The following is a 12652-nucleotide window of genomic DNA, read 5'->3' as shown; positions in this document are numbered from 1 at the left end:
ATTAAAACATATTGTCAAATAAAATTGTACATGCGGTTTCTGGAAATCTATAAGTAAATCTCTTCAATACTAAGTTGTAGATGTCAAATTCATTCAATAGAAAAAAGAGCATAAAAATAATAACTGTCATGTGGGCATGTTACTTTATTGCATTTGCTCCAGCCGCTCTTTTACTGTTTAACAGATCAGTGGATTCATCCTTAGTTGATGGTGGCATAATAGCAACTGTAATGACTGCAGTCATTTTTTGCTTCATCTACCTGTTTAATGATTACTATGTGAGAAAACTCAAAAGTTAAAAGTAGATTTAAAAATTTATTCTACGGTTATGATACAGGGTGACCCTTTCTTGGGTCAGTTTGTTTTCCACCTGAGACCATATTTGTTATAGATTTTTTTGCATTAAGAATATCCTCTACAAATATATCAACCATATCAGCAGTAAAATTCTCTCTTACAACAACTCTCATTATGGTTGTATCCTGTGCATTTGGGGGAAGTGAATAGGCAGGGACAATCCATCCTCTCTCCCTGATCCGGTAGGAGAGATCAAACGCCTTTGAACTCTCCACATTTTTGAGCTTAAATGTAACAACAGGAATATGTTTGGCCCCGTTAATCACTTCAAATTCGCCACTCTCGGTAAGTTTTTTAGCCAGGTAATTGGCATTATTCATCATTTTGCTTACGATTTCACCATAACCCTTCTTTCCAAGTCTCAGGATGTTATAATACTGCGCAACTACCATTGAACTCCCTTCTGAAAAATTGAGAGTATAGGTTGGCATCTCATCTCCCAGATAATTTACATAAAATTTTAGTTCCTCAGGCAGAAGGTGTTCATTCCTGAAAATAAGCCATCCAAGTCCTGGATACACAAGACCAAATTTGTGACCTGAAGTATTAATGGATTTAACCTGCTCAAGTCTAAAATCCCATTTAAAATCTGGTTCATAAAAAGGTGTTATAAATCCTGCACTAGCAGCATCAACATGTATGGGTATATCCAGTCCCTTAGTCTTCTTCAGATCCACCAGCATCTGATTTATTTCAAATACCGGATCAAATTCTCCTGTAAAGGTGGTGCCCAGAACAACTCCCACTGCAATTGTATTTTCATCTATCATTTTCTTAACATCTTCAGGCTCTATGGTAAAATGATCTCTGGCAATAGGCACAATTCGTGGTTCAACATCAAAATACCTTGCGAATTTATCCCAGGAAACATGGGTATCACCACCAAATACTATATTCGGTTTATCTGCAGGTTTGTTTTCCTTTAATCTTTTTTGCCTCCAGTTCCACTTGTGGGCAAGCAATCCAAGCATAATTGCCTCAGATGATCCTATGGTTGAAGTCCCAATAAAGTCATCCTTATCTGGAACATTATAAATATTTGCCATTATGTTAACAATTCTCTCTTCTATTTCCTTTACCTGTGGATATTCGAAGTGATCTATGAAGTTCTTGTGCAGGTTTTCCATTATTAACTGATCAGCTTCTGGTTCCATCCACGTGGTAACAAAGGTGGCAAGGTTTAGATCAGGATTTCCATCAAGATTTAATTCATCATGAATCAGCTGATAAGCCGCTCTCGGTTCCATTTTACCTTCAGAGAATTCATATTTTGGAACATCATTATCAAGAAATCTGTTGTGCCCCTTTCCATATCTCATCTTATTTTCTCTTTTTTTCTGATTTACCACTCTCTTTGATACCATTTCTTCACTCTTTTTTATACATGTAATATATGAATCATTTTACTTAATAATTCGCCTTTATTAGAAAAAATTGAAATCAGGGACTTTCTAAAACAACCTTAGCAAAAAATGACAGATTTATCCATGTTTAACTTGGATTAAAAATATGAGATATACAGGGTTCACTTCATATAAAAATTCCCTAATATACAGATTAAAAATAACTTTCTATATAACATCCTTTAGATTTAATGAATCCTCTTTTCAACCTTTCCGTAAAGGGTTTCCATTGTACTTCTTTTCTCAACGCTTTCAATTTTATCTATTTCGTTTTTTGAAGAATCCAATAGTTTTCTGGCGTCATCCATTTTTCCTATTTTCGCATAAACTTCCGCGAGAATAAGGCTGCTGGAAACATATTCGTATGCCAGAGAACTGTTCTTTTCATAATTCATGGTTCTCTTTTCATGATCTTTTTCAAGGACCTTAACCATGTAGGGTTCTATCCTATCGTTTTCAGATTCAAGGTTAACAACTGCACTTTTAGTCCTGTTCCTTCGAAGAGATAAGAATCCCATTTAAACCACTTATATAATCAAACAGTAAAAGATAAACGTTGTCAAAGGTACTTAAAATAATTAATATACTTTTAATGAGTTTGTGTACTCACTCATTTTTAATCTCTGGCATTTCTGCATCTTCTATATTTGATCTCAGATCTTTTAATAATTTAACCGTGGAGCTTACAGTTTCATCATCCATATGTTTGATACAGTTGGCAATGTATTCCAGGTGAACTTTTTTCGCTCTTTCAAAAACTTTACTTCCCTCTTTTGTTATATTCAGTTCTATAACCCTCCTGTCATCCTTACTTCTTGTCCTTTCTACAAGATTACGCTTCTCCATGGAATCGATAAGACCTGTTATCCACCCCTGTGTAACCATGATATTGTTGGCCATCTGAACCATGGGCATATTTCCCTCTTCTGTCAAGTATCTAAGTATTGAATATTCTGTGCTTCCAAGATTTATTCTTTCTAAATTCTTTTCAACACCTTTTTTCCACACCTTCCAGGTTTCAACCATGGCTCTCCATACTTCTATTGGTTCTCTTTTTTCACTCATTTTTTGATACCTCTTTTCCTTTCATTTCTCCCTTGTTAATTTCTGGTCTCAGTTTGTTGGCATCTTCACCATTCGGATCATTATGGATCTGACCACCTGGGTGGTAATATTTCTTTCCCCTTAATAAAGATAAAATTGCTGCAACCACTGAAAGAATTGCACCTATGTAGAACGAATCTCTGAGAGAGTGCATTACTGCTGGGGCCAGAGCCAGAGGGAACCATGTGTTACTTTCTAATGTTGCAATTGTAGTGCTGCTTAAATTCAATGAACTCAGATAGGAGGAAGGAATCTGGCTTAAAATGGTCTGCATTGGATTGTAACCCAGAAATGCAGAAAAAATGGCGGAAGTAGGCGGTATTTTATCCAAATATGTGGCTAATCCAGATGCATTGGCAGAGGTAAGGGCGATGTTGAAATAGTGGGGTAAGTTAGTAGATAGTGCAAGTATGACAATTGTGAAGAATATACCCATGCTGGCAGTTTGGGCAACATTTCTAACTGTGGCCACCATTCCGGATGAAATTCCTCTATTTTCTGCGGAAACAGAATTCATAATGGCTGCAGTGTTAGGTGCAGCAAACATCCCACTTCCGAAACCAAGCATGTAGATTGTGGCTCCAAATGGGAGATATGTAAAGTTGTAGGAAAAGAAGGTGAGGATCACGAATGCAGCTGCAACTATGGTCATCCCTATTGTTGCTATACCCCTTGCTCCATACCGGTCAGACAGGGCACCACCAATAGGTCCCATTGTTAGGAATCCAAGTGTCATGGGTATCATGTAAATACCAGCCCAGAAAGGAGTTGATGAATAAGAGAAATTGTGAAGAGGTAGCCATACTCCCTGTAGAAGAATTATAAGCATGAACATGAGACCACCTCTTCCAAGGGCACCAAGGAAGGACGCAAAATTACCAAAAGCAAATGCTCTTATCCTGAAAAGTGACATCTTGAACATAGGCTGGCTAACCTTAATCTCAACAAATGGAAAAGCAATGAGAAGAATTGATCCAGATATCATCCCTGCTATGACCCATGGATTTCCCCAACCCATTACACTGGTTCCATAGGGTAGAAGCCCATAGGTTAGGGCCAGAAGAAATATGGTCAATCCACTTCCAAATACTATATTGCCTAAATAATCAATTCTCTGTGTCATATCTCTTATGGAATTATCTTTGAGTTTCAGGAGAGACCATATACTTCCAAAAATACCAACCGGCACGCTAACCAGAAAAACATATCTCCAATCAAATACGGAGAGTATTCCTCCCAATATAAGTCCTATAAACGATCCTCCAAGGGCTGCAACCTGATTGAGTCCCAGTGCCTTTCCTCTCTCCTTTACAGGGAAAGCATCCGTGAGAATGGCAGTGCTGTTTGCAAACAGGAAGGCCGCGCCTAAACCCTGAACCAGTCTGAAAACTATAAGTTCTATGGCGCCTGTATTACCCTTACCTGGAGTAAGGAACAGCAGGATCGAGCCAACTGTAAAAATCACAAAACCCCAGTTAAATAACCTCGTTCGTCCATAAATATCTGAAAACCTGCCTATGGTAAGGAGTATTACAGCAGTTATAATATTATACCCCATTATAAGCCAAATAAGATAGATAAAAGTTCCAGGGGCAAATGGGTTTACATCTATTCCTTTTGGACCAAGTATTGCAGGTAATGAAATTAGAATAATTGTACCGTTAATGCTTGCCATGAGCACACCAAGGGTTGTGTTTGAAAGAGCAACCCACTTGTACTTTACCATGATAATCAATAAGTAAATATTAAAACATATAAAGTACTTTTGATAATTTGTTTTTTTCCGGTTTACTCAGTTAAAAAATTAAAAAACGTTGTATAGGGTCGATACTTTCAGGGCTTATGGTCACAGGTAGCAAAAAAGTGAAAATAACAGCATTCGGTGGTAGCTTCAGAAAAGATTCCTATAACATGAAACTTTTAAAGGAATGTCAGAGATTAATGCCAGAGGGTTCTGAATTAGAAATTGTGAGTATTAAGGAAATCCCACTTTATAATCAGGATCTGGATGAAAATCAGCCAGAACCTGTTAGAATATTTAGAAACCAGATCAAAAAAGCAGATGGTTTCCTCATTGCAACCCCGGAATATGACTTTTCAATTCCAGGGTTCTTAAAGAACACACTTGACTATATTTCAAGACCCCCAATGGAAAATCCCTTCACGGGGAAGATCGGAGCAATCATGAGTGCATCCCCAAGCATGCTCGGTGGCTCAAGGGCACAGTATCATTTAAGGCAGGTAATGGGTTTTATGGATGCAAGGGTCATAAACAGGCCAGAGGTATTCATAAGCTTTGCACATACAAAATTTGATGAAAATGGTCATTTAACAGATGAAATGGCCATAGATCTGATAAAAAAACTTCTGGAAAGGCTTGTTGATGAGATCAGGAAGCAGAAGAATATTGTGAACTAAATCGGATATTTTTCACAATTCTATCCTTTCAATTGAATTGGGATCAAATGCCATATAATCTTTTATGGGAATGAAGTCAAGTGACGGCTTAATATATCTCCACACTGCATCTTTCTTTTCCTTTCCATTTATATTTAGAGAATAATAATCTGCAGTTCCCTTGTAAGGACATGTCGACTTTGTTGAGGATTCCTTAAAATATTTGAGTTTTGCATCTCTTACCGGTATGTATACCGTATCTCCATGCCCCTGCTCACTTAGCATCAAAGCATCATCCGTTTCTACAATTACCACTCCATCGGACATTATTTTAATGTGTTTATCAATGGTTTTCACCGTTATTTTGTGATCATTCTTCTTATAATCAATCACTGTTCTTTCCATACTGGCATATGCATAACATCGAAAATAAATTTTTCCTGTTAAATTCAGAGTAAGGAAATTAACAAGGCTCCTGTGACTGAAAGAATAATACCTGACAGTTTCAATGTGGTCATTCTATCCCTGAAATAAAGAAAACCTATAATGGCAAGTGTGGCAGGGATCATTGCAACAATAGCTCCGGATACAATGAATACCCCAAGTTGAATAGAATATGAATAAAACACATTACCTAGCCCATCAAGAATACCTGCCATGAGTCCAATATAAACAGATGACCTTTTCATTGGAAGCTTCTGTGCTGGATGGTTGAGACTCAAACTAACAATCAAAACAAAAATAAAGCCAATTATACGACCCATAAATAGGGGAAGGGCACTGTAATGAACTAAAAGTATGGACTCTGAGAGAGGTAGATAGTATATTCCCCAGAATACATTTGCGATTCCAGCTATGATGAGAAATTTTCTTTTAGCTGGAGCATTCTGAACTGTCACAAGTACTGCTCCAAGAATTATTAGTAAAATGCCTGCATACTCAAAATAATTAACTGCTTCCTGCAGGAAAAAAATTCCTATAAAAATAACAATGATCTGCTGCACATTAAGGGTGACACCAGTGCTTGACAGAGATTCAACTCCCAGGCCACGATAGAAAAGCAGGTATCCTGTTCCCAGAAACAGACCCGAAAATATGCCCAATATAATAATATCCGGACTGAAGAGCCATCCACCATCCAGAAAAACGAAAACAAAAATTGGAAGTAAACCCATTCCCACTACAAAAACAGATATTCTATCTGGTCCAAGATCTCTGAGACCCTTCTTAATTAGTGAATTCGATCCGGTCCAGAACAGAAGAACAAGAAATGGCAGAGAAAAAATAAGCAGATCCATTTAACCCTTACACCAGATTCTGGGGAAGGACTAAGATGGTTAAAAAGTTATACTGTTATTACATATTGTAGCATAATTTGTAAATGGAAATTGATTGTATGACAGCTAAATTATATTCATGGAATGTCAATGGACTGAGAGCCTCAATGGATCATGGGTTAATGGACTTTATAGAATCGGTTAAACCGGATGTTCTCTGTATGCAGGAAACAAAAATTATGGGTAATTCCCTTCCTGTGGAATTACTTTCAGCAGGCTATAAGCTATATATCAATGAAGCTGAAAAAAAGGGATACAGTGGCACGGTCACATTAACGAAGGTTGAGCCACTAAATGTGATGAAAGGTATGGGAAACGAGGTATATGACAAGGAAGGGCGAATCCTCACACTGGAATTCAAAGACTTCTTCCTTGTAAATTCATATTTTCCAAATTCACGAAGGAACCTCGAAAGACTTCAGTATAAGCTAGATTTTAACACGGAATTTCAAAGGTGGATAAAGAATCTGGAGAAGAGAAAACCTGTCATAATATGTGGGGACTTTAACGTTGCGCACAGTGAGATAGATATAGCAAGGCCAAAGGAAAACCAGAAAAATGCAGGGTTCACAATTGAAGAAAGAACATGGATGGACAATTTTCTGGACGATGGTTTTATTGACAGTTTCAGGGCAATTCATCAAACTGATGTAAAATACTCATGGTGGTCTTATATGGGAAGAGCAAGGGAAAAGAATATAGGCTGGAGGATAGATTACTTCATCCTTTCTGCAGCGCTTAAGGAAAAGATCATTTCAGCAGACATCATGGACAATGTGAAAGGTTCGGATCATGCCCCAGTATATCTCCTAATGAATTCCGAGCTTTAACTTCAGTAAAGTAGCCAAAATTTTGGCATTACAATATATACAGAATCAAAAGTTCTCCCTGACAATTTAATAACCAACTGGATCTATTTTCTGAATTCTTAAGATCATTCACATAACACAGGAATTTACAGGGAATAATCCATAAACAGAGAAGCTAATTTTCTATGTTCAATGTAAAACAAGAATCAAAATAGCATATATCTTTAATCTGATTCAAACAAATGTAGAAAATAAATTACCAGTCCAAGAGTGATAGAAGAACGTGAGAAGGAAAAAATATTGTTTCATTTAAAAAATAAAATGTATATTTCAGTCGGTTCTTTCAAATTTGTTCCACTTTTCTTCCATTGGCTCCCTAGTTAATTCCTCAAGTTCAGTTCCTGTCACAGTTTCAGTTTTCCCAAGCTCCCCTATCTGATTCATTCTCTTTAGAGATGGGAGGACCCTGCTTTCACTAAATGAAATGAGTGAATTATAGTCTTTTACAAGAGAATTTATATTTTTTCCAACTCTATTAATACGTTCATACATTCCTTCCATTCTTTCATATATATTACCAGAGATTTTGATTAATTCTCCAGAATTTTTTAGCATCGAATCTTCTTTCCATGACATTTGAATTACTTTTAGGAGTGCGAAGAATGTAAGAGGAGTTGCCATAACTATATTGTTCAAGAGTGCATAGTCAAGAATTTCAGGGTCTGTTCCAACGGCTGCATTAAGCATACTTTCATGGGGCAGGAACATGACAGTGAACTGGAATGAGCCAGTTACCTTCTCAAAATACTGTTTAGAATTCAGATTCTTTATCTGTTTTTTCAGGTCAGTTGCAAACTCCTTCATAATTTCCTCTTTCTTTTCAGGAACGGTTTCTTCAAACGATTCTATAAATTTCTTATATGGAGCCTTTGAATCCACAACAACTTCCTTAGATCCCGGTAGATGAATTATCATGTCTGGTCTTTCACCACCGGTGCCCTGTACCTGCTCTTCAAAGTCTATATGCTCTGTGAGTCCAGCATTCTCCACTACTTTCCTGAGTGTTATTTCCCCCCATCTGCCTCTGGATTGAGAATTTTTAAGCATCTGATTAAGAGCAAGGGTCTCCTGTTTTATCCTTGCTGTTGTTTCCCCAATCGTATCGAGAAAATTTCTAATATTTCCGTAATCTTCTCTCCTGATATTCTCTATCTTTTCTATCTGTTCTCTGTAGTTTGCAAGCTCATCTCTTAGTGGAACTACCAGTGAGTCTATTTCGGATCTCTTCTCATCAAATATGGTCGCAGTATTATATGAAACACTCTTCAGCAAATTTTCAGTTAATTTCATATTCTGTTCACTGGCCTCTTTCAGTACATCTACAGAAATTGATTTAATTAAGTCACGATCCACTGAAACGCCAGACTTTCTTTTTAAATATAAGTAGAAGAGAATAAATGAAATAATGGAACCTGAACCAAATCCAGTGATGAAAACCACCAGCAAATCCATGGTAAGACATGTGTATGACATTTAAATTATTATCTATTAAACAGACTCAGTAAACAATGTGATGGCTGTATGCAAAGAGTTGTGTCTATTCTATATTCTCTATTGGAAATAATCTAACTTAACATGTTGGGGTATTACTATTTATTTATACGGCTCATAGAGAGATTATGGAACGAGAATATTCACCGGATCTATTATTTATTGAGTTAACCAAAGCGTGCGATTATTCCTGCATACACTGCAGGGCCTCCTCCATTAGCGAAGTCAGTCCGGATGAGATGAAAGGTTATGAAATCAGGAAGTTACTTGAAAACCTTACATCATCAATGGAGCGAATACCACACGTTATCTTTACAGGCGGTAATCCATTGCTTCATCCAGATTTCTCAAGTATACTTATGGACGCTGCAAGGTTGAGATTGGGTTTTTCCGTGAGTCCAGCTGCTGGAGACTTCTTGACTGTAGATCAGATATTCAAGATGGAAGAGTATGGGGTAGGTTCCATATCTCTTTCTCTGGATGGGACTCCATCAACGCACGATCACATAAGAAACAGGAAAGGTTCATTCAGGAAAACTGTAGAACTGGCCAACTTAATTAAATCAGAAGGGATCAGGACGCAGATAAATACCACTATAATGGAGAGAAATATAATGGACCTTCCCTTTATATTTCACACATTAAGAGAACTTGGTATAAACATATGGGAACTGTTCTTTCTCATTAAGACTGGGCGAGGAATAGGGGAGGAACCTATCTCTGCACAGGAAATGGAAGATGTGCTCAAATATCTGTACATGCTAAAGGTGGCGGGGTTCTCCATAAGAACTGTTGAGGCTCCACAAATTAGCAGGATAGAAATAGAGACCATTAGAAAGGGGTATATGGAAGGTGGTACACTACTGAATGCACTGGCAGTAGAAACAAGAAAGCTCACCGGCCTTGATATATTTGATCTTGAAATACCTGAACAGTATAATCCCAGACGAAGAATCAGGACACTCTTTATTTCTTCTACCGGTGATGTTTCAGTTTCAGGTTTATTTAACCTGTCCATTGGCAATGTGAGGGAGCAGAACCTAATAGACATCATAAGAACAAGCCATGTTCTAAAGGATATCAGCGATTCTGGTCGTCTCTTGGGAAAGTGCTCATCCTGTGAGTTCAATGGTGTGTGTGGAGGATCAAGGGCCAGGGCATATATAGAAACAGGAAATTTTCTCGAATCAGATCCATCATGTGCATATTTACCTCCAAACACCATAAGAGAGATCAGATAAGTAAATAAAATTGAGTTCAGTAATTATATTCTTTTACCTTTGAAATCAGGCTTATATGCCTCACTGATATGGGGCATAGAATTCATTGAAACAATCAGGTAACGATACTATAAGCATTTTCCGGAGGAACGGTATTGCCGTTGTAGCCTCAAATCAGTTTATAAGAGTATTTGCCAGATCTCAAATGTGGATTTTTCTACCCCTCTATCTTCTTGAGATCAGGCATGTACCATATATCATAATCGGTCTTGTAGTATTTCTTATGGCTATATCCTCACTGCCATTAACACTGGTCGCTGGTGGTCTCATAGATAAGAGAGGTGCCAGATCTGTAATTATCGTATCAAATATTTTCCTTGGTCTACTCCTTCTTTCTCTAACCTTACTGATTTTCGAAAATAGCAACCTCTATCTCATTTACATGGTGCTGATCCTTAGTGAGCCACTTATGAACATAATAGGGGCTGCAGACAATGTGATAGTTTCGGATAATTCATCAGTGGCTGAAAGAAACTCTGCATTCAGCATTGTTAGAATCCTTCAGAACCTGGGGTTTTCACTGGGTCCAGCCATTGGAGGATTTATTGCAGGCATAGGTTATGGCTATATATTTCTCCTCACCACAGTTTTCTCATTCTCAGAACTGTTTATTTATGCAAAATTCCTGAAAAAGCAGCAGAAAAAAGGGGAGAGTGAAAAGGATGATACGGTTAACATGAAGCCAGACATCTTCAAGGCTTTCAAGGATAGGCCATTTTTCATTGTTGCAATTCTTATTTCATTATTTTACCTGATTCTTGGTCAGTGGGGAACAACGCTCACGTTCTTCTGGAAGGGATTTGACAACATGTCTGATTTTGATATAGGATTACTCTATTCTGTTAATGGGGTTGTTGTAACTCTCGGACAGCTTCCAGTAAACAGGCTTCTGAGTAAGATGGAGGATATCACCAGGATCAACCTTGGTTATATTGTGTATCTCTTTTCATTTTCACTTTTGCCATTCTTCAGGGGATTCATTTTCCTTGTTTTGGATACCATATTAATAACTATGGGTGAAAATATTGTTTCCCCGTCAATCAACACTGTCATAAGCAGGATCGCACCGGTTAATAAAAGGGGACAGTATTTCACATCATTTCAGGTGCTTACCGGAATGGTTACACCAATTGCACCTGTACTCGGAACATTCTTTCTTACAGTATTCTCAGCTGATCTGGGATTGATATGGTATCCCTTTACCATAATAGGCACCATATTCTTCCTTTCATTTATCCCACTGTGGAAGAAAGTTAACATGAGGGAGCACAATAATTAGCTTCTCTGCTTCATGACAGAAACTCCCAGTGGAAGGAATATTAGCGCGATTATACCGAGGATTATCCAGGAAAGATCTGCGTTCACAGAGAACAGATAACCGAACAGGAATGTAATAACAGATCCGGTTGCAATTTGAAGTGCATTCATTATTGATATGCCAAGGGCTACAAACTGTTTTTCGGTTTCTAATTTCACAACGTATGAATATTCAAGTGAAAAAATTATGACGCTTATGCTTCCACCAAGTACTGCCGTCAGGAACAGGTAGTATGAAAGTCCAAAGAACTGGAGCGCCAGAACTGCAGAAATGAATATGACAAGTGATGGAAGTATAACTGATGCCCTCTTGCTTGAAAAGTAGGCAAATAAAACCATTCCCAGGAGACCTGCAAATAGAGACAGTGATCCTATGAAACCGGATACAGGCCCGCTGAAACCAAGATTCTGAGCGAAGGGTTGCAGGTATTCTTCGAAAGTAAAATTCAAACCCCAGTAGCCAGCCAGAGACATAGAGAGAAGCAGTAATGGGCGTGATGTGAGCCTTCTATACACATTCTTTCCAAATTCATTCCTTTTACCACTCTTTGTACTCAGGTCCGGAATAAGGATGAATGAGACAACTGTGAGAATTAGTGTTACCACACCTCCGGCTGCCAGTAGGTTCTGCCAGGAGGTATACTGGAGAAAGTACGCAAATCCCACAACACCGAACCCACCTCCCACAGAAAAAGCGGTGTTAAATGCGGCAATATTTCTGCTTACATTTCTTTCATCTATATCATTGAGAACTGCAATTCCTGATGAAAAAAAGAATGCAGATCCAAGACCAACAACAAATCTCGTTACAAGGAAAACGGTGAAGTCTGGAGAAATAAGTGATGTAGTGGCGGCTACAGACATAATTGCCATACCTGTCAATGCGGTGTTTTTTGACCCAATTTTAGACGCTACAAGTCCTGATGGAATTTGAAAAAGTCCGGTACCTATAAGAAACGCAGAAAGAATGAGACCGGAAAGTGCTGAACTTACACCATATGTGGAGGTTATATTGAATAACATTGGTGATACATTGTACCAGTTCATGGAGTACAGAGCCCTGAGGCCTAGAAGAAGGATAATACTGTTTCTTCCAC

General features: G+C 37.9%; 13 protein-coding genes. 5 read left to right on the top strand and 8 right to left on the bottom strand.

The window, feature by feature from the left end:
• The first annotated feature begins 80 nt into the window (after positions 1–80).
• Positions 81–299, top strand: coding sequence for a hypothetical protein (locus CSP5_RS06715; RefSeq protein ID WP_077076491.1), 219 nt, complete (start codon positions 81–83; stop codon positions 297–299).
• 27 nt (positions 300–326) lie between these two features.
• On the opposite strand, the gene CSP5_RS06710 is transcribed toward CSP5_RS06715, so the two are convergent.
• From CSP5_RS06710 to CSP5_RS06695, 4 genes are all read right to left on the bottom strand, one after another.
• Positions 327–1721, bottom strand: a complete 1395-nt coding sequence (locus CSP5_RS06710) for a glutamate decarboxylase (RefSeq protein ID WP_148689961.1) — start codon at positions 1719–1721, stop codon at positions 327–329.
• A gap of 227 nt (positions 1722–1948) precedes the next feature.
• Positions 1949–2278, bottom strand: coding sequence for a hypothetical protein (locus CSP5_RS06705; RefSeq protein WP_148689960.1), 330 nt, complete (start codon positions 2276–2278; stop codon positions 1949–1951).
• A gap of 88 nt (positions 2279–2366) precedes the next feature.
• A complete protein-coding gene (locus tag CSP5_RS06700; RefSeq protein WP_077076489.1) occupies positions 2367–2825 on the bottom strand; it encodes a MarR family winged helix-turn-helix transcriptional regulator in 459 nt (152 codons plus the stop codon).
• Positions 2818–4590 (bottom strand): MFS transporter, encoded by a 1773-nt coding sequence (locus CSP5_RS06695; RefSeq protein ID WP_148689959.1) that lies wholly within the window; start codon positions 4588–4590, stop codon positions 2818–2820. The genes CSP5_RS06700 and CSP5_RS06695 overlap by 8 nt, the downstream gene beginning before the upstream one ends.
• A gap of 116 nt (positions 4591–4706) precedes the next feature.
• Here CSP5_RS06695 and CSP5_RS06690 point away from each other — a divergent pair, with 116 nt between their 5' ends.
• On the top strand, positions 4707–5282 hold the full coding sequence (locus tag CSP5_RS06690) for an NADPH-dependent FMN reductase (protein ID WP_077076487.1): 576 nt from the start codon (positions 4707–4709) through the stop codon (positions 5280–5282).
• 12 nt (positions 5283–5294) lie between these two features.
• Here CSP5_RS06690 and CSP5_RS06685 read toward each other — a convergent pair whose 3' ends face one another.
• Together CSP5_RS06685 and CSP5_RS06680 are read right to left on the bottom strand one after the other, a co-directional pair.
• Complete coding sequence (locus CSP5_RS06685) at positions 5295–5666, bottom strand: DUF427 domain-containing protein (protein ID WP_148689958.1); 372 nt, start codon at positions 5664–5666, stop codon at positions 5295–5297.
• 44 nt (positions 5667–5710) lie between these two features.
• Entirely contained in the window at positions 5711–6559 is an 849-nt protein-coding gene (locus tag CSP5_RS06680; RefSeq protein ID WP_148689957.1) for an EamA family transporter, read from the bottom strand.
• A gap of 83 nt (positions 6560–6642) precedes the next feature.
• Here CSP5_RS06680 and xth point away from each other — a divergent pair, with 83 nt between their 5' ends.
• Positions 6643–7428, top strand: coding sequence for an exodeoxyribonuclease III (xth, locus tag CSP5_RS06675; RefSeq protein ID WP_241869801.1), 786 nt, complete (start codon positions 6643–6645; stop codon positions 7426–7428).
• A 309-nt stretch (positions 7429–7737) separates the two neighbouring features.
• Here the strand turns inward: xth and CSP5_RS06670 are convergent, their stop codons facing one another.
• A complete protein-coding gene (locus tag CSP5_RS06670) occupies positions 7738–8919 on the bottom strand; it encodes a DNA recombination protein RmuC (RefSeq protein WP_172399429.1) in 1182 nt (393 codons plus the stop codon).
• 167 nt (positions 8920–9086) lie between these two features.
• Between CSP5_RS06670 and CSP5_RS06665 the strand changes: the two genes are divergently transcribed.
• Complete coding sequence (locus CSP5_RS06665) at positions 9087–10199, top strand: radical SAM protein (RefSeq protein ID WP_148689955.1); 1113 nt, start codon at positions 9087–9089, stop codon at positions 10197–10199.
• An 85-nt stretch (positions 10200–10284) separates the two neighbouring features.
• Complete coding sequence (locus CSP5_RS06660) at positions 10285–11517, top strand: MFS transporter (RefSeq protein WP_148689954.1); 1233 nt, start codon at positions 10285–10287, stop codon at positions 11515–11517.
• Here the strand turns inward: CSP5_RS06660 and CSP5_RS06655 are convergent.
• Positions 11514–12611 (bottom strand): MFS transporter, encoded by a 1098-nt coding sequence (locus tag CSP5_RS06655; protein WP_338417460.1) that lies wholly within the window; start codon positions 12609–12611, stop codon positions 11514–11516. The two genes, CSP5_RS06660 and CSP5_RS06655, sit on opposite strands and share 4 nt — an antisense overlap.
• Between the last annotated feature and the right edge of the window lie 41 nt (positions 12612–12652).

Source organism: Cuniculiplasma divulgatum (assembly GCF_900083515.1).
In the GTDB taxonomy this organism is placed as follows: Archaea; Thermoplasmatota; Thermoplasmata; order Thermoplasmatales; family Thermoplasmataceae; genus Cuniculiplasma; species Cuniculiplasma divulgatum.
Note: the sequence above shows the minus strand (reverse complement) of the source record. Positions and strands in the feature narration are given on the sequence as shown.